Genomic DNA, 23470 nt, shown 5'->3' on the forward strand with positions numbered 1-23470 from the left:
GAGACGTTGCAGCCGCTCAAGTAGTCTGTATTCGTGGACTTGCAGCCGTGGGACACACGGTCAAGATGCTTTCTGAGGGTAAATTCACTGGAATCCCTATGACGGAAGAATCCCCGCTCTTATAGGGCGGGGAGTGTCAAACGTCTGTAGAAACGCAGCTATCGAGTCCAGCATTGATGGTGTACGCAGCACCAATGTTGCTCCCCGCACCAAACAGGGATATATTTCTTCGGCACTGGTATCAAAACTAATGGAGGCAAACTGTAAGATGCGATCGCGTGGGTTGATCGAATAAGCGACGGTGGCTGTCTCGGTATAGCAGAGTAACGATGAGTGCTGAATCAATACGCCTTTGGGTTTACCGGTTGAACCCGAGGTGTAGATAACATAGGCAAGGGTTTCCGGTGTCGCCACGTTAATGGGATTTTCTGGGCTTTCCTGGGCGATTACGTCCCAATCTGCATCTAGATACACAACGTTGACATCCGGCGCTGGAGGTTCTGCCATTACCCCTTGTTGAGTCAACAACACTGGTACTCGCCCATCTGCCATCATCAACGCCAAACGTTGTGGCGGATAAGCGGGATCGAGGGGCAAATAAGCTCCACCTGCTTTCAGGATGCCCAGAACTCCCACCACCATCTCTAGAGAACGCTCGACACAAATCCCGACAAGAACTTCGGGTTTTACGCCTTGCGATCGCAGGTAGTGGGCGAGTTGATTAGCTTGCTGATTCAATTGGCGGTAAGTGAGTTGCTTGTCCTCAAAGACAACTGCTACAGCATCAGGTGTCTGGTCAACTTGTGCTTCAAATCGTTGATGAATACAGAGATTTTCTGCTAATTCCTGACCCCTGATTTCTGACTCCTTTTGAAGGTTTAACGTTGAATTTATCCTGGTATTATTCCATTCCACCAGTAATTGTTGCCGTTCTGCTTCGGTTAAAATGGGCAACTCTGATAGATGCTGGTTAGGATTAGCGATGATACTTTCAAGCAGCGTCTGAAAATGCCCGATCATCCGGGTGATTGTTCCTGGATCAAATAGGTCAGTTTTGTATTCTAGACTTCCGTTTATTCCTTGTTCTGTCTCCCTTAGATATAGAGTCAAATCCAGCTTTGCCACTCCGGTATCAACGTCAAGCAGACTAATCGTTAAATCAGGTAACGCTAGCGCTGGCATGGGGGCATTCTGGAGGACAAACCCGACTTGAAATAAATTAGTTCGGTTTGAACTCCGTTCTGGCTGTAGTTCCTCGAATAGGGTTTCCACCGGGAAGTCTTGGTGTTCGTAGGCGGCTAAGGTTACCTCACGCACTCGCCCCAAAAGCTCCCGGAATGTGGGGTTGCTGGAGAGATCGGTGCGAAGTACCAAAGTATTGATAAAAACCCCAATCAGGTTCTCAATTTCAGCTCGGTTGCGGTTAGCGATCGGGGAACCGACCAAAATGTCTGCTTGTCCCGTGTAACGATAGAGTAAGGTATTGAAGGCTGCTAGCAACGTCATGAATAGGGTAGCTCTAGCTTCGCGGCTAGTCGCCTTCAGCGCTTCAGTTAAAGCCTTTGGCAGCAGAAAGTATTGCTTTTTCCCAGCAAAGGTGGGGACTGGGGGTTGCGATCGGTCAGTGGGAAGCTGGAGCGAGGTTGTCGCACCTTTTAGGTGTTGCTTCCAGTACAATAGTTCTCTTTCCAGCACCTCCCCCTGTAAATACTGGCGTTGCCAAACCGCAAAGTCTGCATATTGAATTGACAGGTTAGGGAGCGGAGAAGGCTTACCCTGGGAGAAGGCGGCGTACAGTGCGGTCAATTCCCGGAACAGCACCCCTACAGACCAAGCATCTGAGACAATATGATGCATGACAATTTGTAATAAATACTCAGTCTGTCCCAATTGCAGCAGGGTGACTCGCCATAACGGAGTTTGTGATAAATCAAAGGGTTGCTGAACTTCCTGAGTAATCAAACGCTGCACCTCAGCGTCTTGCTCGGATTGAGGGAGACTACACAAATTGACAACGGGCAGCGTAAAGGTAACCCTTGGGGAAATAACCTGAATAGGTTGACCATTGATTGTTTTAAAGGACGTTCGTAAGGCTTCGTGGCGCTGCATGATTTCCCTAAAGCTTTGCTCTAGGGCTACTATTTGCAGCCGACCCCTAATTTTTAATATTCCCGACTCGTTGTAAGTGGCGCTTTCACCCTCTATTTGATTAATAAACCACATTCTTTGCTGGGCAAAAGACATGGGTAAATCTTTGTTTCGCAAGACAGGTGTAATGTGTTCAAAACTATAGGTTGAAGCAATATTATTTTTTTGCAGAAACTCTATAATTTCTGATTTTCGCTCTCCTAGTTTAGCCAGTAAATCCGGTGTTAGCGTTCCTTTAGGGGCGCTGTAACGTAACTTATCTCCCTCAACCCAAATTTGCACATCTAGACCGTAAAATTCAGATAGAAAATGCTCGATTTTTTTCATAATTCTCCCTCCTCGCGATCGCCCAATTCAACAGGTATGACAGCGTTAATTTTAGTCTCAATATACTCCGAAATATCGGCTATTGTCGGTGCATTAAAAAGAATGTTTACAGGTAACTCTAACTGGAATTTTTTACGTATCCGAGAAATAAGTTGGGTAGCCAATAAGGAATGTCCGCCTAGTTCAAAAAAGTTGTCGTAAATTCCTATCTGTTTCATTCCTAAAAGTTCTTGCCAAATATGATAAATTTTTTGCTCAATTTCATTTCTGGGAGCTATGTAATCATTCTGTAAATCTGGTCGCGAGTAAAAAGAGAGCGCATTACTAGACTTTGCCGCAGCCTTCTCCTGTGAAGACTCTAACTTAATCCATTGGTTCATCCTCCCTTGCAAATCACCCGTTGAAACGACAACCTGACTCAGCCCACTGTTAGATAAAAGACATTGAAAAGCCTTAACTCCTTCTTGGGAGGTAATCGCGAATTCTGCTAAGGTTGAACCCCATGATGCACTCTTGGATGAATCTTCTCCAATTTGCCAGCTATCCCAATTTATGCTCATCCACGAGATAGAACGAGTTTGATGATGTTGCTGAGTAAACGCATCCATGAAAAGATTCGCCGACGAATAAGCAACAGACCCTAATCCCCCCAAAACAGTAGATAAGGAGGACAGCAATACGCAAAAGTCAATTTCTCGACATTGCAAAACTTTTTCTAATACTAATAATCCGTAAACTTTGGGATGAAACTGTTGTTCGCAATTCGCCTCACTGGTATTTTCAACTGTATTAAACTGTCCTCCTAAAATTCCAGCTGCATGGAATACACCATTAAGTTCACCAAACCGTAACTCTACCTGATGGATGAGAGATTGCATTTGTGTGAGGTTCGCTACATCCACACTGGCAACCAAAACTTCAGCGCCCAATGCTTCGAGTTCCCTGACTTTCCGAATTTTGCGGCTGATGCTATCTTGCTCGTCATGCGTTACCAGCCATTGTTCCCACTCGTCCTTTGTAGGAAAAGCCGAGCGTCCTGTCAAGATGAGCTTGGCTTGTACAGTCTTTGCCAGATATTCTGCTAGAACCAGCCCAATGCCGCCGAGTCCACCTGTAATCAGATAGACTCCTCCTTTCCTCAAGCGCGATGTCCCTTCAACCGCGTCTTCTAAACGAATGGGTTCAAAGGTTTGTACCCAGCGATGATTTCCCCGATAGGCAATAATTCGGTCAGAAGATTGGATTGCGAGTTCTGCTAGTAGTTGATCGACCAGCTTCTCGGTAGCGGGAATAACAACATCAATGCTTTTACAATTGACGTTTGGATATTCTTGAGAAATTACGTTAACAGGCCCAAGTAACGTGGCTTTCTCTGGACACAATATTTCCTCTCCAGTCACGTCCTGTAAGTTATTGGAAACAACCAATATTTTAACATTATCAGCAAGATTTTGTTTTCCGAGTGCTTGTGCGAGTAAGAGCAAGCTATAGAATCCTAAATCTTGAGCGTACTTAATAAGTCCAAATTCTAATTCTGGGTGTAAATTTGGCTGAAACACGCCGCTATAAATCCCAGTTTTTTTGTTGTTAACATTCCATAAATGAACAATCTTGCTGGGTCGCTTATCTTGGGTGATAAGTGCATCAACCAATGCTTTATAGTCATCTTTTTGCCGAGGATTAAGACTATATACACCATCGCTTAATTGACTGAATCCTGACCCAACTTTCACGATAATGACATCTTGACTTGCCTGTTGGAGGTGTTCTACTAGTTGGACACCCAAACCACACTCATCAACAAACACGAGTATGCTAGAGTGAACCGATGTGCCGTTCACTTTACAGGTGGAGGTAATGGAGCGTTTCCACGAAGGAACATAGAACCAATCAGCAATGTTTGGCTTTTTGCTCAACGTTACCTGGCGACTATTCGCTGATTCCTCTGGTGGGTCGATCCAATAGCGTTGGCGTTCAAAGGGGTAAGTGGGTAACGGGATGCGATAGCGAAGCCTTGCTGCTTTGAGCAGATCGCGTTTTTCATGGAGGTGAAATCCCGACCAATCCACCTGAACTCCTTCTAACCAGAGTTTGCCTAGGGTATTCAGTATAAATGCCACATCAGACTGTTTATCCTGGGGATGGCGCAGTGAAGACAGCACAACTCGTTCAGTTGCCTGCTGTTTGGTCAAGGTGCTTAACGTTCGTCCGGGTCCCACTTCTAAGAAAATGGCTTGAGCATCCTTCAATAACTCAGCAATGCCTTCTGCAAAACGCACGCCTTGACGTAGATGCCTTGCCCAGTAATTGGGGTCTGTGGCTTCTGCGGCAGTAATCCAAGTACCAGTGACATTGGAAATAAAGGGGATTTGGGGAGGATTGAGCTTGATGGTAGTAAGATGCTGGGTAAACGCCCCGACAATTGGGTTCATCATTGGGGAATGAAAGGCATGGGACGTATGTAGGCGACGGTAGCCTATTTCCTTTGCCTCCAGTTGCTGTTCTAGTTCTTCTACCGCTTCCACTGAACCTGAAACCACACTCAAACAGGGTGCATTACTGGCAGCCAGAGAGCGTTTTTCACCTAAAAAGGGTTGCACATCATCAGCAGATAAATTCACCGAAACCATTGCCCCGGCAGGCATTTGCTGCATCAACCGTCCACGAGTGGCAACCAGTGCCAAAGCATCTTCTAAACCGAAAACGCCAGCCAGACAAGCGGCTACATATTCCCCGATGCTATGCCCAATCATGGCTTGGGGTTGCACTCCCCAGGACATCCACAATTTAGCCAGGGCGTATTCGATGACAAAGAGTGCAGGTTGAGTGATTGCCGTCTGCTGGAGTTGCTCTGCTGCCTTTTCAACCTCTTCTGCTGTTGGGTAGAAACAGGAGCGCAAATCAATACCCAGATGGGGTTGGAGTAAGGCAAAACAGCGATCGCATTCTGCTCGGAATGTTGGTTCACTCTGATACAGTTCCCGCGCCATGTTAACATACTGCGCTCCCTGTCCAGTACATAAGAACACAATCGAGCGATCGCTTGATTCCTGAAATTGGGTAAAAACTCGTTGCGGATTCTCTGATTCTAGGGCGTTTACTGCATCCTCAAGGTCTTTGGCTACGACCATTCGGCGATGCTCAAATCTCCGACGACCCACTTGGAGAGTGTAAGCGATATCCGCTAAGTTAAGGTCTGGATGCTGCTTTAAATGATACGCCAGATTCGTGGTTGCTGTTGCCAAAGCCGAACGGGTTTTAGCAGAAATCACCAACAGATGAGACTGTCTCTCCTGTTGACCCGTTAAAGTATCGGTTGTCTCCAGAACGTTAACCCCGACACCCTGTTTCCCCTGCTGACCTACAGCAGGCGCTTCTTCCAGAATTACATGGACATTTGTGCCGCCAAATCCGAAGGAACTAACCCCAGCACGGCGGGGAGTGCCATTCGTCTTCCATTCAGAACATTGGGTATTCACATAAAATGGGCTATTTTCAAAATCAATTTGCGGATTGGGTGTCTCAAAATTCAGACTGGGAGGTAATAATTGATGATGGAGAGCTAAAGCCGTTTTAATTAAGCCTGTTATCCCGGCAGCGGCATCCAAATGCCCCACATTTGTTTTCACTGAACCGATCGCACAGTATCCTTTTTTATCGGTAGTACCTCGAAATGCTCGCGTCATTGCGGCGATTTCAATCGGGTCACCCAAAGGCGTTCCGGTGCCATGGGTTTCCATATAGCTAATTGTGTCTGGCTCCACTTCAGCCATGACTTGAGCCGCTCGAATTACCCGGGCTTGACCCTCTTCACTCGGCGCTGTGTAACCCACTTTTAATGCACCATCGTTATTAATCGCTGAACCTTTGATCACCGCATAAATATAATCCCCATCCGCCAAAGCATCCTCGAGTCGTTTGAGGACAACTACGCCAATTCCGTTCCCAGCAATTGTGCCATTTGCCTTGCCATCGAACGCTCGACAATGACCATCAGGAGAAACGATTTCCTCCGGGAATAGGGTTAACTCGTTCTGCGGAACTTTCACCGAAACACCAGCCGCCAAAGCCATGTCACATTCACCACTCAATAAACTTTGGCAGGCTAAATGAACGGCAACTAATGAACTTGAACAAGCCGTTCCTACACTAATACTCGGTCCTTTGAGATTTAATTTGTAGGAAACGCGGGTCGGTACATAATCCTTATCAATGCCAACCAGAGTTTGTAAGAATCCCCTCGATTCCATCAATTCCCGGTTAGGATAAAGGTTATGGAACGAGTAAGTACTCATACCCACACCAGCATAAACGCCGATGGGTCGTTCTTCTCGTTCAGTGTCATAGCCCGCATTTTCTAAGGCTTCCCAAGCACATTCTAAAAAGAGGCGGTGTTGGGGGTCCATGGCTTCCGCTTCTCTGGGGTTGAAGCCAAAAAATGAGGCATCAAATTGTTCAACATTATCTAAGACAGAACCGGCTTTGATAGTCTGGGGGGCTTGTTGATGACCCGTTGATGTTACCTGACTATTCTGTTGAGACTTGGGAAACTCGCTAATTAATTCAACACCATTTTTCAAATTTTCCCAAAATTCATCAATGGTATGACTTTTCGGAAAACGACCGGAAATTCCGATGATGGCAATTTCTAATCCGTTTGGCTCACTCGTCATGATAACTGCGGGTAATCTCTCTAAATTGATTGAATAATCTGTGATGGCTCGTTTAAATTAGATTAGACTAACGACGACGCGACCTGGATTTGTCAAGTCGTTGCTTCAGGCGACTCTTGCCTCGGCTAATATTTTGGTCTAATTGAGTGAATTCTTGGTTTAAACGGTTGATTGAATTCCCTTGAGATAAGTGTTGCGATAATGACCGAATGGTTGGGAAACTAAATAAATCTACTAACGAGAAACATTTTACATCATTATTAGGCAGTTTGCTTTTAATTTCCTGATAAATTTTTGTAACGAGTAATGAATTTCCTCCCCGGTCAAATAAGTTATCATTGACGCCAATTTTTTCGACACCAAGTACCTCTTGCCAAACTGTAGTAATCATTTGTTCAATATCAGTCTGGGGAGCGACATAAGAGACTTCTATTGTCTGAAGAGAATCGGCTTGAGTCGGTAGCGCACGGCTGGATGCTGGGTCAAAGCTGTCTCAATTTCTCCAGCTTCAATGCGGTGTCCCCGAATCTTAATTTGAAAGTCTACTCGTCCTAAAAATTCAATGTTGCCATCAGGACGATATAGCCCTAAATCCCCTGTACGATAAATCCTTTCCCCAGTGCGAGGATGGGTGATGAAATTAGCCCGGTTTTTTTCTGTATCCCGCCAGTAACCTTTTGCCAACTGCACTCCCGCACAGTACATTTGACCGGGAACCCAAACTGGACAATCTTCTAAATCTTCATTTAAAATGTAGTATTTTGAATTAGCCATCGGTTGACCATAAGGAATACTTTGCCAATTGGGCTCAACCTGTTCAATCAAATAGCCGATATTCCAAATTGTTGTTTCCGTAGGTCCACCAATACTTAAAACTTGGACATCTGGAACTAAAGCTTTCAGCCGATTGGGAAGAGAAACGGGCAGCCAATCTCCTCCCAAAATTGCCAAACGCCAGCTTTCTGGGAGGGCTACCGATTGCCCTTGTGCATAGTCCACTAACATTTCCATCATCGCGGGGACTGAGTTCCACAGCGTCACCTGTTCTCGTACTATTAATTCAGCCCAGTGACTGGGATCTTTCGTGCCGCAAGCATCAGGCATGACAATCGTGCCACCAGCACTCAAAAGACCAAAAATGTCATAAACAGATAGGTCATGATTGAGAGCAGTGATGGCTAAAATTCGATCCTGGGAACTAATGTTAAAGCGCTGATTCGTGTGAACAACCACATTCACCACGTTGCGATGAGTAATCATCACTCCTTTGGGTAAGCCTGTGGAACCGGATGTATAGATAACGTAGGCTAAATCATCGGGAGTTTGGACAGGCTGAAGTGGTTCCTTACTTTCTTCTGCAAAGTCTCCTTTATCTATACACAGCCGATGAATACCCTCAGCCCATGGTAATTTTTCATTGAGCCAAGATTGGGTAAGCACAATGTCAGCTTCACTATTTTCGAGCAGGTATGAAAAGCGCTCTTGAGGTAGGTTGGAATCGATGGGAACGTAAGCAGCACCAGCCGCTAAAATACCCATAACGGCAACTATTTGCTCCCATCCCTTTTCCATGACAATGGCTACCAGTTGGTTAGGAGTTGCGCCCAATGAGCGCAGCTTATGACCCACCTGATTGGACTGTTCATATAAGTCCTGATAAGTCAGGGTACGCTGGGGCGAGATAATTGCCGTTTCATGCACCCGTGCGGGTACTTGGGCGGCAAATAATTCATGCAGCAGTTTGTCAGGAAGGGGTGCATCAGTGGAATTAATGACATTTCGCTGCCTCAATTGAGAGGGAGGCAAAAGTTGTCGCCTCGTCTCAATCCAAGCTGACTCAGAGGTGGCTAACTGTTTGAGGAAACGACAATACGCCTCAAACATATCGTTGATTAAACCTTCGGGGAAAAGTTCTTCCACTACATCCCAGTTAAAGGTTAATTCTCCTTTTTCCTCCCAGACTTGAATATCCATCCACGCCTGAGACGCTTGGCTGATACCGTAAACTAACTCACCGAAATGACTAAAGGTTAGGGTTTCTTGTCCCAGGGAACGGAAACCCAATGTGCTGGTGAAAATCACGGGCATGGCGCTGGGGGCAGCCCCTTTCCGGCGAGACAGTTCTCGCACCACCCGCACTCCACTAAAATAACGGTGTTCTAAATCTTGCCACAGTTGTTTTTGCAGGCGAATGGCGCGATCGCGAAATGACTCTGCGGCTGAGTTGTCTACGGCTAAAAGGGTTACGGAGGTAAAGTCTCCTAAAATATCATTGACTTGGGGATGCAAGGGGAGGCGATTAAATAGGGCAAGATTCAGCGTAAATTGAGGACTCTTGCTCCAACGGGTTAAGATTTCGGCAAAGGCAGCCAGTAGAATGCCAGAGGGGGTTAAACCGACACTTGTCCCTTTTTGTTGCAAATTCTGCCAGTCAGTGCGGTTGAGGTATCCCTCATACCGTTTATTCCAAGGTTGGGTGAGTTCTTTCGGAGTCTTGGCTAAGGGCAACTCTGGGGCTGGGGGTAAATCCTCTAGGCGGCTCAACCAATAATCTTGCGATCGCTGGTACAATTCTGTTTCTTGCAACCCTTGCTCTGCCAAGACATAATCCCGGAAGGAAATCTCTAACGGGGACAAAGCCATCTCAGGATGCTGATAGAGTTTAAACCACTCATCAAATAGACGAAATAGACTCCACGCATCAAAGACTTGCAAATCGTAACTAACGTGCAACCGGACGCGCCCTTGATCCAAACAGGTGACTCGAAATTCAAATAGGGGCCACTGGTCAGCAGGTAGCACCTGATGAGACATGCGATCGCGAATGGCTTTTATTTTTTCCGTAACAATTTCTGCATCCTTTCCCCTCAAATCCAAGACTTCAATCTGATAGGCAGGGACTGTTTGCAGAATCTGCTGCTGACCATCCGGTAACACAATGGCTCGTAGCATATCGTGACGCTCAATTAATTGTTGCAGCGTCTGGTTTAATTGGTCTAAATTTAAGTCTTTTCCTTCGATTTCATAGTAACCATGATTCGCGACATTACCGAGTTCTAATACACCACTGCGACCCACCCAGAAGGCATGTTGCATATCAGTTAGGGGAAAGGGTTCGTAACGCTGATCGGGTGCTGGCACAATTGTAGAGACGCGCCATGGCGCGTCTCTACAAGGCGCGTCCTTCGTGTTTTGATGCAGCAATAAAAGGATCTCAGCTTTATGTTCAGCTAAGCTGCTACGCAGGTTGGGAGTGATTACCCCTTTGGGGGCATCAACGTCTAAGGAATTTCCATTCGCCGCAAGTTTGACGCCTTGATTGGAGAGATGGGTTAACAGTGAATGTAAGTCCATAGTTGTAAGTTTTAAAGTTTGTGTAGGGGCGGATTCGTTATTTCTTTAAAGACTTAATTTTTCTCTGTCTTCTGCTTCACTAACCTCAGTAACAGAGCCTGAGTCTGACGCCATTAAGTTTGCCAAAGCGAATTGGTTAAGCAGGTGTTTCGCCAGTTGAGTTATCGTACTTTCCCCAAAGAATTGCTCGATTGAGACTCGCACCTGTAAATCGGTTTCGATGCGGCTTTTGAGCATCAGAACGATCAACGAGTCTAGGAATGATGCGAGGGATTGCTTAGGCGTGAGATTGGATGAGGGATGTTGAAGTAAGCTGGCTAAAACGTTCAGAAGATAGGTTTCTAGTATCTCCTGTTGTTCTTTGGGTTGAGCCGCGAGGAGTTGTTCTCTAGATAGCGTTTCTTTTGGAGTAGCCTTTCCTGCGGGGACATGAATTTTTTCTTGTGCGGGAGTAACACTGATGGGAGGTGCTGGAACTGAACCCAATGCGACATCACCCCAGCGCATTACCGTTGCGGCGGCGGTGGCGGCGGCGCCGTTGGTGTAGGCGAGAACTAAATCGTTTTCGCGCAGTTTACCTGATTGTGCCGCGTGGTACAGAGCAGCGAGGGGAAAGACGGGTCCAATATTGGCATATCGCGGGTAGAGATTCAGGGTACGTTCTGGATCAATACCCAATGCTTGAGTACAGACACTGGCATACCAAGCTGTTGGAGTATTAAAGGCAAAAAAGTCAATTTGGTCAAGGGTAACACCAGCCGATGCGATCGCGCCTTGGCAGCAGGTACGGACAAATTCTACAGCAGTTTCGGCAAGTACAGTGGGGTTCTCCCCTGTGCGAGTACGCATCCGGGGTTTCCCTTGGCGGTCTAGTTCCAGTTCGTGGCTGTAAGCCTCGCAGGTTGCTGCTGTATGTACAATTTTACTACCGAGGATGCCTTGATTAGGGTGGAGGGAATCGACGAGAAATGCTCCCGCCCCATCACCCATAGACCAGGATAGAGAATCTTCATTGTCTACAGCATTAGAACCCAGATGAGACACCACAACCAATACATTCTGGTATTCTCCAGTTTGCACCAATGCAGAGGCATTTTGCAGGGCGATTAAGGAACTTGAACAAGTCGATTCCAGATTCCAAGCCGGACAGTGCAAGTTCAGTTTACGGGCAAGGTAGGCAGCATTGCCGAATCCGATCCCCTCAGGGAAAATGGAGGCGACGATTACCAGTTCAATGTCTTCTGCCTTCAAGTTTGCTGCACTGAGTACATCTTGCGCCGCTTGACATTCCAGCATCAGTGAAGACTCATCTGCACCAAGTACCCGTCGTTCAACAGAACCTCGGAAGGGATCAGGTAAATAGGGAGCTACCGCTTGTGACCAAATCCTTAGTCCAGAGTTATCGTTTGTATAGTCAGGTGTCGATCTAGAGTTCCTATTTCCTTTGAGTTTACCCTGATTCTGATATGTTGTTTGCCAATAATCATTAGTACGAATTAGGCGGGGAAAGCGAATTGCTAGTGAGCGAATACCAACGGGGCTTTTAATCATAGGTCATTTCATTCGTTATTCGTTATTAGTCATGATTATCTATCTTTGTAGTGCGAGCATCTTGCTCGCTACCCATTGCCAATTTAAATGCATGACAGCTTATACCGTAGGGTGGGCATTGCCCACCAGCCTTAAGTCAGTGACATTACCCCTAAAAGCAAGTACACTGGCAGCAACATAAGATGAGGTATGACTGATACTCAGTAGCCATTTAGTAATACCGAATTCTGCTGCTATTTCTTGGCATTTACCATATAAAACAAGGGTAGGTTGACCCGTTGGCAACCGTTGCACTTCAATATCCAGACAGGAAATATCTGGACGTACAGATATACCCAGAATTTTTAACACAGCTTGCTTGACAGCAAAACGACCGGCAATGTATTGGATACGGCTAGAACCCAACTCAGGTGTCCTACGTTCTGTTGCTGTAAAATGTTCCATTTTCCAATCTTCCCCGGAGCGCTCAATGTATTCTTTGATGTGATTTGTTTCCAGAATTTCCAGTCCATGACCGATAATTATTTGGCTCATGGCTTAAGTGCTAGACTTGAAAACCAAATTCGTCAACATGGTGTTCATTTTGTTAACCGACTCCATGTATTCGTTTTCCGGAATCGATTCAGCGACAATACCCGCTCCAGCATTTAGAGAAATACAATTGCCATATTGATAAACCGAACGAATCGCAATTGCTAAATCTGCCATTCCCTCACTATTAACCCAGCCGATACCCCCGGCATAAATTCCCCTAGGTTCATCTTCTAGGCGGTCAATCCATTCTAAAGCTTTGGCTTTATCAATTCCAGACACGGTAATTCCGGGAAATAAAATCTTTAACGCATCCCACAGCGTATTTTCCGGTTTTAGTTGACCACCCACCCGTGATGATAGATGTTGCACACAGCGATATTTTTTGACTTCCATAAACTTAAAAACCTGAACCGTTTCTGGTAAACAAAGTGAGGATATTTCAGTTTGCGCTAACCAAATCGAAAGCGCGTGCTCTTTTACTTCTTTGGCATCTGTGAAAAGCTCACCATTGAATCGAGTATCCTCTGCCAAGCTTTCACCACGAGGTCGAGTTCCTGCCAATGGATTTGTGGTGACAAAGCCATCTTTACTCACCTCCATTAAAATTTCTGGACTAAACCCCACCGCCTGAACATCACCGATATTTAAGCAATAAGAACGGGCTGAATTATTGGTTTTAGCCCCAACGACATAAGTTCCTAGTACGTCTAACTCGCCAGTAATTTTCAGGGAGCGAGCCAGAATAGCTTTATGTAGCTCTGAGTTTTGGATTGCCCCAATTAGAGTAGTAATCTGGTTTTGGTAGCGTTCGCGATCGCTAAAATCAACAACTAGGGATTTTGGCACATAATTGGCAATTTCACTCTCTATACATAATAAACTACAAACTTGCTCCACTGACCGATTAGTTTTCACATAAACTCCCTTGTCAGTAAAACGCAGTTCAATCTCTGGAATGAAAAAACATAAAAGGTCTTGCTGGATTGCTTTAGAATATGAGGAATAAAAACCAGCGATATCAAATGCCACATATCCATAAGCTGTCCACCCTTCAATCTGCAAAGCGTTGAGTAATTCTGCCACTTGTTGAAAAGGATCAGTAACGGGTACTGAGGAAGACATTCCCATCCCTTTTAATGAGACACAATCCTGGCTGACTGACACCTTAACTAACTCATTGCCTGCAATACGAACCTCATTTTTACCTTCGTACATTACATAAGTCTCAAAAATACCAGCTTGTAAGAGATTCTGTAAGACAACAACAGCATCTTTCTTACCCGGTATAAAGGTTTCATAATAAGTGATGGCTGGTCTTAACTCGGTTAGCATCTATCAGCTCCTTGATTTTAGGTCATTGGTCATTGGGAAAATACTCACTTATCAATGGATAATTAATAATTGATAAGTGATAATTAACTAATTGGGTCTAAGACCTCTTCGTTTACGAAGAAATTAAAAAATATTTTCCTTAATTTCAATCCTCTTCTTTTAAGTATAGGTCATTATACATTGTTCATTATCCATTGTCAATTTGTGAATTATTTCATCCAATCATCGCCTCATTCAATAAGCATCGGTCGGTAGCTATGGTTTCATCGAACCCAGCATTGACATATCCGGTCCGTTAACCCCAGATAGAAGCCTACTTTACCGACTCAATACCGTTAGTTAACCCTCTACCGTCGGTCGGATGGCTTTCGAGACTTTGACCAAGAATTTGAACGATTCTTCATTGCTCCCGTCGTGACCTGGTTGATTAGCGATCGCACGGAACTCACGGTTGAATTGGAATACTTAGATAATATACAACCCTACGACCGAGGCTTAGTTGCCATTGGTGACGAAGTAGCTGATATTCCCTTCGACCGCATTTTCCATGAACCCGATGATTTTGTTGAAACTGAAGAGTTTAAGACAGGATATCGGTTAGAACATGGTTTAAATAATAACTGGACGCTGCGGAACATCTTGTGGTATTCCAATACCGATCTGTTTCTCCGAACCGCTGAACTGGGCAGTGTGAATGAAGCACGGGGTGTGGTATCCCGCAGCACACGCGAGTTTGATATCTATGAAGAAGCCTACGATATCCAAACCAACTTAGTGGGTGAATTTACCACCGGATCAGTTGAACATGAACTCTTGGTTGGGTTTGATTTCCGCCGTAGCTTTCAGGATCTCGATCTCCAACAAGCATTTGCTCCTCCCCTAGCCCCACCCCCCATTCGTATTTTCGACCCAGTTTACGGATTTTCTTTACCGGATAGCGAAGATATCCCCCAACTGTTCGATGGTCGAAGTCAGCTACAACAGTGGGGTTTTTACCTACAAGATCTGATTTCCCTGACAGACAATTTCAAAGTCCTACTGAGTGGACGATATGACATCGCTGACCAAAAAGCAACGATCCGACAGACTGATTTTTTCGATGGTTCATCCCCCACTCAAAGTGATGATGCCTTCAGTCCCCGTGTGGGCATTGTATATCAACCCATAGAACAGCTTTCTCTCTACGCCAACTTCAGTCGCTCATTCCAACCCAACGACATTACATTCGGGGGTGATCTTCCCGAACCCGAACGGGGGACTCAATACGAAATCGGGGCTAAAGCCGAATTCCTAGATGGTAGACTCTCCGCCACCTTAGCGCTGTATGATTTAAGCAAGACAAATGTTTCTGTGTCTGATCCGGATAATCCTGGCTTCTCTATCGCCCTCGGCGAACAGCAAAATCAGGGAATTGAACTGGATATCGTCGGTAAAATTCTGCCGGGATGGAATATTATCGCCTCCTATTCCCACATTGATGCGGAAGTAACTGAAGGATTTTTTGGTATTCCAGAAGGGGGCAAACCACCGAACGTTGCCGAAAATACCGCGAGTTTGTGGACAACATATCAAATCCAACAGGGTAACTTGCAGGGACTCGGATTCGGATTTGGCTTGTTTTTCGTGGGAGAGCGATTTGGCGACTTCCAGAACACCTTTAAATTTAACGATTATCTTCGCACAGATGCAGCGATTTTTTATCGACGCGACAATTGGAGTGCTTCTGTTAACTTCAAAAACCTTTTCGACATAGACTATATCGAATCGGGTATCGGCAGAGCTCAGATTAAACCGGGTGAACCGTTTACTGTAATTGGTTCAGTGTCCGTGCAGTTTTAGGCAACTATGATCAATCAGTTTTGGGTCTTACTCCGACCTATGTTTTCCATCCCCGACGCTTGGTGTTTGAGTCGTATCCTGAAACTCTTTAGTCTCGGACTTGGTGTGGCTTTGCTGGTGGTTGCTTGTAGTACACCCGACAGCCAAATCAGCGATCGCGCTACGGCTAACCTTAATGGTACAAATTGCCGCATGGTTGAGCATGATCTGGGTGAAACTCAGGTTTGCAGTCAACCGCAACAAATAGTGGCGTTAGGTCCCCATATCTTGGACTTACTCCTCTCACTAGATATGCAGCCAGCCGGATATGCGGAAGTTTTTCCCTTCCATAGAGGCGACTCTTTCAATAATCCCAGTGAACAAATTCCCTATTTAGGAAACCGAGTCACCACCCAACCCCTGAATTTGGGGGACAGGAGCAATCCCTCAATAGAAACCCTAACTCGGCTGCAACCTGATCTGATTCTGGGGGAGGCGGGTGGACTACGACAGAACTATGACCTGTTCTCAAAAATTGCGCCCACGTTACTATGGGAACAACGAACTGCTAAAGGAAAGTGGCAGGAAAATCTTCGACAACTGGCAAAAGCGCTGGGACCCGAAGAACGAGCAGAAGCCGCGATCGCAACGTATAATCAGCAGATTGCGGCGGCTCGTGCTGAGTTTGCCCCGGTAGTGGCTAAATATCCCCAAGTCTTGGTGTTGGGAGCGAATCAACTCGTCGATATCATGGTGGTGAATGATAGCAGTTATCTAGGCGAGGTACTAGAAGGAGTGGGGTTTGAATTGGTATCTCCCCCTGCTCAAAATAAGTCTGAGCTAACCACCTCCATTTCTCTGGAAACATTACCCCAACTTGACGATGCCGACCTAATTTTCATCTTAGGGTATGACATGAGTGTGCGTAAGCAACAGCAAAAGGCGACCAATGCTGTTCTGAATCGCGTAATTGACCAGCAAACAGCAAAAATTCAACCGGAATGGCAAAACAATGCGATCGCCCAATCTCTAAAAGCTAGTCAGGAAGATCGCGTCTTCTTTGTCACCTACTATCTCTGGAATGGATTAAACGGACCAATTGGCGCCCAACTCATCCTGGATGAACTGCGTCAGCTACTACTTTCTCCAGGCTAGATGCTGGGGTAGAGACGTGCCATGGCACGTCTGGGAGCTGGGGGAGCTGGGGGAGCTGGGGGAGCTGGGGAAGCTGGGGGAGCTGGGGTAGAAGATAAGTTACTGTTAATACAGCTCAAAGCCTTGCTATATAAGGGTTTTGAACTGTGCAGCAAACCCTACTGGAGAAATCTCGCATACGTGCTTTTGAAGCGTCTCTACACTAATCACCAATCTCGAAAATGCATACGTTTATTATCATTTGGCTGGGTCAATTTGTCTCAACTATCGGCAGCCAGATGACCTTCTTTGCAATTACGATCTGGGCTTGGGAAAAAACTGGCTCAGCGACAGCCTTAGCGTTGGTGAGTTTCTTTTTCTTCGCACCCAGCATTTTAACCAGCCTCTTAGCTGGCACAATCGTTGATCGGGTTAACCGTAAAGTCTTAATGATATTTAGCGATACGGTTACCGCTTTGGCGACGTTGGCAATTCTACTGATTTACCTGAGCAACACTCTCCAAATCTGGCATCTCTATATAATAGCCGCCGTTATTAGTCCGTTTAATCAAATTCAGCAGCTATCCTATCAGGTTTCAATCACAACCCTTGTCCCCAAACACCACTACACCCGTGCTAGCAGCATGGGTTCTATTCTCAGTTATGGTTCCAGCATTATCGCCCCAGCGTTGGCAGGGAGTCTGTATCCGATAATTGGTTTAGTGGGTATTGTACTCATCGACCTAGTGACCTTTGCGATCGCGATCGCTACCCTAGCCGTTGTCCCCATTCCCCAACCCAAAACAAGGGTCAGTCCTAATTCTGAGTCATGGCGACAAAAACTTGCCTTTGGCTTCCACTACATCGGAACTCGCCAAAGCTTACTTGCTCTGTTAGCCGTAACTTCTTTATTTTGGCTGTTCCATGACGTGGGAGATGCGGTGTACAATCCGATGATTTTGGCACGCACCGATGGCAATGCTGTCATTTTAGGTCAGGTTGCCTCAGCCGCTGGCATTGGCGGCGTAACGGGAGCTATCCTCGTGAGCTTTTGGGGAGGACTGCGCCGCCGAATTCATGGTATCTTACTGGGAATGGTCGGTGCTGGAGCAAGCAAAATACTATTTGGTTTGGGTCAGATGCCGTCAATTTGGATTCCGGCACAATTTTGTTCATCCTTAAATTTTCCCTTATTAGGGAGTTCTAATCAAGGGATCTGGTTTGCCAAGGTTGAGCCTGAAGTGCAGGGTCGTGTTTTTGCCGTTAGTTCTTTCCTGCGGCAGATTGTTTCAGCCACTGGAGCCTTGTTTGCCGGACCCCTTGCCGATCGCGTGCTGGAACCTGCGATGAAACCCGGGGGAATACTTGCCCCTCTATTGGGTAGAATATTTGGTACTGAACCCGGTGCAGGAATAGCACTACTTTACGTCACTTGTGCGCTGTGTATGATGCTGATTGGTCTGAGTGGCTATGCTTTTGGCAGGTTAAAGTATGTAGAGGATATTTTACCGGATTGCGATGCATCTACCTGATTTTTTATTTTTGACCTGATCCGAAGGATTACCTGCGAGCCGCCTATTGTCCTTAGGTATGGTGTGGGTCGTTGATGTATCTTTGAATGGTTGCTGCACTAACGTTACCTGCGGTTGAGAAAAAGTAGCTGTTTGTCCACAAAGAAGGGAGTTTCTTGAGTTCGGGAAACTCCTTTCTAAGATAGTTGGCACTCCGTCCTTTAAAAGCTCTCGCTACCTGATATATTGCATCTTTCGGATGGATCTCAACAAACAGATGAATATGGTCTGGCGCAACTTCGAGCGCTCTGATGTGCCAACCTTTTTCTGTAGCCAACTCGCTGAATATCTCAAAAATCCTATCACGAATCCTGCCTATCAGCACTTTTTTGCGTCGTTTGGGCAGCCAGACTAAGTGGACTACACACAAGCCGATAGCATGATTGTAATGTCTGTACTCGTATGATTTTTTTCTCATTTGTGTGTCTCCGGATTGACAGTTGATCCGACTGTAGATTACAATATAGCAAACAACACGAATCACTCGTCAAGGTAATGGCTAAAAGCAAAAAGCCTAGGGGAGTACAGCAAATGCTACTACATCCCGACAAAGAAACGGAAGCAATTCTAGAGTACCTGTGCGAACAGTCAGGAAAACTCTACAACATGGGTGTGTACTTTGCTCGTCAAATATTCTTTAAGACTGATAAACTCCTGACCGGAAAATTTGACTTGATTTACGAGCAAAGTATAGGAAAGAGTCAAATTGCTCAATCCTTGCCTTCAACACCAGCACAGCAAACATTATTGAGTGTTACTGAGGTGTTTAAATCCTATAAAGGGTTGCGTCAGGCTTGGTTCAAAGGACAATTGCCAAATAAGCCCAAACCACCTGGTTATTTAAAAGGCTCAAAGCTGTTCAAAGTCGCTTATCCCAACTCAGGAGGGCAAAAAACTAAGCTAGTTAATGGTCAACTTCAATTCTCATTAGGATTAGCGGTTAGACGTTGGTTTGGAATTGATAGCTTCAGGCTACCCGCCCCAAGCAATCTTAATATTACTAAAGTCAAAGAATGGACTATTCTACCCAAAAACGGCGTATTCTATTTAGAGGCTTCTTACGAAGTACCTAAGCAGGAAACATTCGTAGGGATTGACGACCAGGCGTTAGCTATTGATCTAGGCACAGCAGACAATCTAGCAGCTTGTGTTGACACCTTGGGCAACTCCTTCCTGATTGATGCCCGTACCATGAAAGCCTTTAATCAGTATTGGAATAAGCAGGTATCAACCAGAAAGGAAGGAAAGCCGCAAGGATACTGGGATGCCTTTCTTGACCGAGTAACCCGCAAGCGCAATCACCGCATGAGAGATGGTATTAACAAAGCCGCAAGGCTAATTATCAACCATTGTCTCAAATACGGCATAAGCACGATTGTTCTGGGGTGGAACGAAGGGTTTAAGGACAACGCCAATATGGGTAGGTTGAACAATCAGAAATTCGTTCAAATACCCTTGGGTAAGTTTAAAGACCGATTGCAGCAATTGTGTGAAATTTACGGTATCCACTTAGAAATCACAGAAGAAGCCTACACAAGTAGATCCAGCTACCTTGATGGAGACTCCCTGCCTAAATTTGGTGAAAAGCCAGACGGCTGGAAAGCATCAGGAAGACGGATAAAGCGTGGCTTGTATCGTAGTAGCGATGGTTCGATTGTAAATGCCGATTTAAACGGCAGTGCCAATATCTTGAGAAAAGTAGCCAGAAAGTTAGGCATTGACCTAAACCGACTGGGTAGACGGTGTTTGACGACCGTAGCGAGAGTCAGATTGTGGACATTGCCGCAGCCTACTCTGTCAGCAGAATCCCCGTGTATGCGAGACCGGGGAGTGTCAACATGACCAGTTACCAATTTCCAGAGAAGTTCTGGTGGGGAAGCGCCACGGCTTCCTATCAAATCGAAGGTGCAGTAAACGAAGGTGGGCGTAAACCGAGTGTCTGGGATACGTTTAGCGCTACCCCCGGACGTACCTTTAACGGCGATACGGGTGCTATTGCTTGTGACCATTATCATCGATATGAACACGATATAGACTTAATCGCACAACTGGGTATTGAGCACTATCGTTTTAGTATCGCCTGGTCACGAGTTATTCCCGATGGTCGTGGTACGGTTAATGAACAAGGGATTGATTTTTATAAGCGTTTGGTGGATTGCTTGCGGGATAAGGGGATTACGCCCCACGCTACCTTATTTCACTGGGACTCCCCCCAGGCGTTAGAAGATGCCTATGGTTCCTGGCAAAGTCGGCAAATGGCAATCGATTATGCTGACTATGTTACCGCCGTTGTCAGTCGATTAGGCGATCGCATTACTCATTGGATGACTCTTAATGAAATACCCTGCTTTACTCACTCAAGTTATGGCGTTGATTCTGATCCGCCTAATGCACCGGGCACTCGGGTGAGTTCTCTCAAACAAGTGTGGCAAACCTCGCATCATGCCCTTTTAGCCCATGGTTTAGGATGTCAAGCCATTCGCGCCGCATCACCTGTTCCCTGTTCGGTTAGTTTAGTGGATAATTTTGCGGTAACAGTACCAATTAACGAATCTCCTGATCATATAGAGGCGACAAAAAAGGCATTTCATACTGTTGGAAAAAATGGTGGGATTATTTTTCCTGCGTTGACAGGACAGTATAGTCCGGCGTTGTTGGAAAAGTTAGGAGAGAATGCACCCGATATTCAGAATGGAGACTTAGAAACTATTCATCAACCCTTAGATTTTCTGGGATTTAACATCTACTCCGGTGATTATGTTCGCGCTGTTGATAATACATTAGGATACGAAGTTATCGATTTTCCCGAAGGTTATCCGAAACTGAATATGCCCTGGCTCAATATTTCACCGGATTGTATTTATTGGGGCATTCGCCATATTAGTGAAACTGTGGGGCGTCCTGATTTACCCATTGTAATTACCGAAAACGGTTGTGCTGTTGCTGATGAATTAAATAGTCAGGGAGAAGTTATCGATATTGATCGCATTCTTTACCTGCGCCAACATCTGCGATCGGCTCATCGCGCTATTTCTGAAGGGTATCCCCTAAAGGGATATTTTCTCTGGAGTTTGATGGATAACTTTGAATGGTCTTATGGCTATGACCGTCGATTTGGATTGATTTATATCGATTATCCCACTCAGAACCGGATTCCTAAAGCCAGCTTTGATTGGTATCGAGAATGTATTAGAACGAATCGAGTGGTGTAGACTTTTAGTCTCCATTAGATATTTTATCGCCCCTTGTGGGTCTGGAAAGCCTCTGTGATCCCAAGTCCGCTTGTTAATCTCCCTTTATCTCTTGATAGTTGAGTGGGGATTTTGAGTTGTGTGATTTCTTATGCCAGACTATAATATCCACAAGACGACTATAGACTATCATGAAACATGAAAAATATAGCTATACTAGCCACCACAGTCCTCGCTGCCACATCGGGTACAGTTATCGGGACTATGCAATCTGCCTTGGCTTTAACTTGGAACTGGAATTATTCGGGTAATGGGATAACAGCAAGCGGAACTTTCATCACGAACAACACCCCGGACGAGTTAGGTTTTTACCTGATTTCTGAAATTACGGGTACGCGCAATGGAGAAACAATTACGGGCTTGCAACCTGATGGGACTGCAATACCAGGAAACGAACCCTTCCACGTTGACAATTTAATTCGTTTAAATACTCCTCAGTTAACAGGTGATGGTTTTGGGTATGTTACATCAGAGGGAAACTATGTTAGTCCATTTTTTGCTAGTTTTTTACCTACACCCAGTTATTTAGAAGTTTTTTCGGCACCACCACTCACACCAGGGTTTGAAAATTTAGGGGCGGAAGATAGTGAGTTACCTATTCGTTTTTCTGCCGCCCCAATTGCTGTCCCTGAACCCACCTCCATTCTTGGCTTACTCGCTCTCGGTACTCTCGGTACTATTTCTCTATTAAATAAGACAAAAGCGGGATGACAGCCAATTCTCAGAACTTAATTTCAGTGTTACGTCACGGCTTGATCGTCTCTTGTCAAGCTCCCGTTGACTCGCCTCTCTATGATCCATTGGTAATTGCGGCTATGGCACAAGCCTCTGTGAATCAGGGCGCGGTTGGTGTGCGAATTGATACCCCTGCCCATATTCAAGCGGTGCGAAAGCAATGTCCGAAAACGCCGATTATCGGGTTGTGGAAACAGCAGATAGCCGGATCTGAGGTTTACATTACGCCTCAATTTAATCATGCCCATGCGATCGCGTCAGCCGGGGCTGATATTATTGCTGTTGATGCTACGTTACGACAACGCCCTGGCGGGGAAACCCTCTCTGAATTAATTACCCGAATTCACGAGGAACTAGGGAAACCAGTTATGGCGGATATCGATACGATTGAAAGCGCAACCGCCGCCGTGAAAGCTGGGGCTGATTTTGTAGGAACAACTCTTTATGGTTACACTGCCTCCACTCAACACCTTCAGCCACCGGGGTTTGCACTTTTGTCTCAAATCGTCGAACAGTTAGATGTGCCAACCATCTGTGAAGGGGGGATTGCCTCGCCCCAGATGGCACAACAAGCCCTCCAGCTAGGCGCTGATGCTGTGGTGGTGGGAACAGCGATTACGGGAATTGATTGGCAGGTTAAAGCTTATCAAAAGGCGATGAGGGATGGTTATGAATTATGAATAATGAATTTGAATTTCCTATTTTATCGGATTTACGGTAAAATAATAGGTTTTTTTCGGGTATTCCTATTGCCCATGCGATCGCAAAAGTGAAAAAATGTAAACAGAGCGGTAGTCCGTGACTAGGGGTATTTAGGGTTCAGGTGCGAAACATTCCCAGGTTCAGCGAAGGGTGGTGGCGATTGGCACATAGACTTGCGATCGCTAAACCGGGCGTTGACCCAGATTGTAAAGAATTGCAACTAATGTGCATAACCTCTAGCCAAGTGGACGTATTTCCTAGTGGAGGTGATGGTTATGCTGACACTCTTGATTTTAATTGCCTATCTTACAGGTTCTGCAATTTTCCTCGATGTTTTGTT

Annotated in this window: 13 protein-coding genes and 3 pseudogenes; 9 read left to right on the forward strand and 7 right to left on the reverse strand. The window is 45.7% G+C overall.

From position 1 onward, the window contains the following. Window positions 1-125: pseudogene (locus tag RLO19_RS30455) on the forward strand (RNA-guided endonuclease InsQ/TnpB family protein); the annotation flags it as partial. Here the strand turns inward: RLO19_RS30455 and RLO19_RS30460 are convergent. The 6 genes and pseudogenes from RLO19_RS30460 to RLO19_RS30485 all read right to left on the reverse strand — a co-directional run bounded on the left by RLO19_RS30460 (window position 97) and on the right by RLO19_RS30485 (window position 13919). Continuing rightward, complete coding sequence (locus tag RLO19_RS30460) at window positions 97-2475, reverse strand: non-ribosomal peptide synthetase (protein WP_446361446.1); 2379 nt, start codon at window positions 2473-2475, stop codon at window positions 97-99. The pseudogene RLO19_RS30455 and the gene RLO19_RS30460 sit on opposite strands and share 29 nt — an antisense overlap. After that, complete coding sequence (locus tag RLO19_RS30465; RefSeq protein ID WP_446361448.1) at window positions 2472-7148, reverse strand: SDR family NAD(P)-dependent oxidoreductase; 4677 nt, start codon at window positions 7146-7148, stop codon at window positions 2472-2474. Before RLO19_RS30465 ends, RLO19_RS30460 begins: the two co-directional genes overlap by 4 nt. 67 nt (window positions 7149-7215) lie before the next feature. Next, window positions 7216-10502: pseudogene (locus RLO19_RS30470) on the reverse strand (amino acid adenylation domain-containing protein). A gap of 45 nt (window positions 10503-10547) precedes the next feature. Next, on the reverse strand, window positions 10548-12053 hold the full coding sequence (locus tag RLO19_RS30475) for a 3-oxoacyl-[acyl-carrier-protein] synthase III C-terminal domain-containing protein (RefSeq protein WP_446361450.1): 1506 nt from the start codon (window positions 12051-12053) through the stop codon (window positions 10548-10550). Between the two features lie 99 nt (window positions 12054-12152). Then, window positions 12153-12587, reverse strand: a complete 435-nt coding sequence (gene acpS, locus RLO19_RS30480) for a holo-ACP synthase (protein WP_446361452.1) — start codon at window positions 12585-12587, stop codon at window positions 12153-12155. Between the two features lie 3 nt (window positions 12588-12590). Further along, the gene (locus RLO19_RS30485) at window positions 12591-13919 is read right to left on the reverse strand and encodes an anthranilate synthase component I family protein (RefSeq protein ID WP_446361454.1); all 1329 of its coding nucleotides are present in this window, start codon (window positions 13917-13919) and stop codon (window positions 12591-12593) included. Window positions 13920-14276: 357 nt separating this feature from the next. On the opposite strand from RLO19_RS30485, the pseudogene RLO19_RS30490 reads away from it, so the two are divergent. The 4 genes and pseudogenes from RLO19_RS30490 to RLO19_RS30505 form a co-directional block, all read left to right on the forward strand. Next, window positions 14277-15758, forward strand: a pseudogene (locus tag RLO19_RS30490) (TonB-dependent siderophore receptor); the annotation flags it as partial. 6 nt (window positions 15759-15764) lie between these two features. Further along, window positions 15765-16892, forward strand: a complete 1128-nt coding sequence (locus RLO19_RS30495) for an ABC transporter substrate-binding protein (protein ID WP_446361456.1) — start codon at window positions 15765-15767, stop codon at window positions 16890-16892. Window positions 16893-16913: 21 nt separating this feature from the next. Further along, the gene (locus RLO19_RS30500; protein WP_446361458.1) at window positions 16914-17174 is read left to right on the forward strand and encodes a hypothetical protein; all 261 of its coding nucleotides are present in this window, start codon (window positions 16914-16916) and stop codon (window positions 17172-17174) included. Beyond that, window positions 17171-18403 carry an MFS transporter gene (locus tag RLO19_RS30505; protein ID WP_446361460.1) on the forward strand — a complete coding sequence of 411 codons (1233 nt, stop codon included), beginning with the start codon at window positions 17171-17173 and terminating at the stop codon, window positions 18401-18403. The genes RLO19_RS30500 and RLO19_RS30505 overlap by 4 nt, the downstream gene beginning before the upstream one ends. 52 nt (window positions 18404-18455) lie before the next feature. Here RLO19_RS30505 and tnpA read toward each other — a convergent pair whose 3' ends face one another. Next, the gene (gene tnpA / locus RLO19_RS30510) at window positions 18456-18860 is read right to left on the reverse strand and encodes an IS200/IS605 family transposase (RefSeq protein ID WP_446361461.1); all 405 of its coding nucleotides are present in this window, start codon (window positions 18858-18860) and stop codon (window positions 18456-18458) included. 77 nt (window positions 18861-18937) lie between these two features. Between tnpA and RLO19_RS30515 the strand changes: the two genes are divergently transcribed. The 4 genes from RLO19_RS30515 to RLO19_RS30530 all read left to right on the forward strand — a co-directional run bounded on the left by RLO19_RS30515 (window position 18938) and on the right by RLO19_RS30530 (window position 23108). Continuing rightward, window positions 18938-20284, forward strand: coding sequence for an RNA-guided endonuclease InsQ/TnpB family protein (locus RLO19_RS30515; protein ID WP_446361463.1), 1347 nt, complete (start codon window positions 18938-18940; stop codon window positions 20282-20284). Further along, window positions 20281-21654: a GH1 family beta-glucosidase gene (locus RLO19_RS30520; protein WP_446361465.1), complete on the forward strand. Its 1374-nt coding sequence runs from the start codon at window positions 20281-20283 to the stop codon at window positions 21652-21654. The genes RLO19_RS30515 and RLO19_RS30520 overlap by 4 nt, the downstream gene beginning before the upstream one ends. Window positions 21655-21831: 177 nt before the next feature. Then, complete coding sequence (locus tag RLO19_RS30525) at window positions 21832-22404, forward strand: PEP-CTERM sorting domain-containing protein (RefSeq protein WP_446361467.1); 573 nt, start codon at window positions 21832-21834, stop codon at window positions 22402-22404. Further along, a complete protein-coding gene (locus tag RLO19_RS30530; RefSeq protein WP_446361469.1) occupies window positions 22401-23108 on the forward strand; it encodes an N-acetylmannosamine-6-phosphate 2-epimerase in 708 nt (235 codons plus the stop codon). The genes RLO19_RS30525 and RLO19_RS30530 overlap by 4 nt, the downstream gene beginning before the upstream one ends. Window positions 23109-23470 lie beyond the last annotated feature (362 nt).

Source organism: Coleofasciculus sp. G2-EDA-02 (assembly GCF_040226375.1).
Taxonomy (GTDB): Bacteria; Cyanobacteriota; Cyanobacteriia; order Cyanobacteriales; family Coleofasciculaceae; genus Coleofasciculus.

Excerpts from the sequence above, each read along its gene's own strand:
- RLO19_RS30500 (WP_446361458.1), top strand. The coding sequence starts at position 16,914 with ATGGCACGTCTGGGAGCTGGGGGAGCTGGGGGAGCTGGGGGAGCTGGG.
- acpS (WP_446361452.1), bottom strand. The coding sequence starts at position 12,587 with ATGAGCCAAATAATTATCGGTCATGGACTGGAAATTCTGGAAACAAAT.
- RLO19_RS30530 (WP_446361469.1), top strand. The coding sequence starts at position 22,401 with ATGACAGCCAATTCTCAGAACTTAATTTCAGTGTTACGTCACGGCTTG.
- RLO19_RS30495 (WP_446361456.1), top strand. The coding sequence starts at position 15,765 with ATGATCAATCAGTTTTGGGTCTTACTCCGACCTATGTTTTCCATCCCC.
- RLO19_RS30475 (WP_446361450.1), bottom strand. The coding sequence starts at position 12,053 with ATGATTAAAAGCCCCGTTGGTATTCGCTCACTAGCAATTCGCTTTCCC.
- RLO19_RS30525 (WP_446361467.1), top strand. The coding sequence starts at position 21,832 with ATGAAAAATATAGCTATACTAGCCACCACAGTCCTCGCTGCCACATCG.
- RLO19_RS30515 (WP_446361463.1), top strand. The coding sequence starts at position 18,938 with ATGGCTAAAAGCAAAAAGCCTAGGGGAGTACAGCAAATGCTACTACAT.
- tnpA (WP_446361461.1), bottom strand. The coding sequence starts at position 18,860 with ATGAGAAAAAAATCATACGAGTACAGACATTACAATCATGCTATCGGC.
- RLO19_RS30505 (WP_446361460.1), top strand. The coding sequence starts at position 17,171 with ATGACCTTCTTTGCAATTACGATCTGGGCTTGGGAAAAAACTGGCTCA.
- RLO19_RS30460 (WP_446361446.1), bottom strand. The coding sequence starts at position 2,475 with ATGAAAAAAATCGAGCATTTTCTATCTGAATTTTACGGTCTAGATGTG.
- RLO19_RS30485 (WP_446361454.1), bottom strand. The coding sequence starts at position 13,919 with ATGCTAACCGAGTTAAGACCAGCCATCACTTATTATGAAACCTTTATA.
- RLO19_RS30520 (WP_446361465.1), top strand. The coding sequence starts at position 20,281 with ATGACCAGTTACCAATTTCCAGAGAAGTTCTGGTGGGGAAGCGCCACG.
- RLO19_RS30465 (WP_446361448.1), bottom strand. The coding sequence starts at position 7,148 with ATGACGAGTGAGCCAAACGGATTAGAAATTGCCATCATCGGAATTTCC.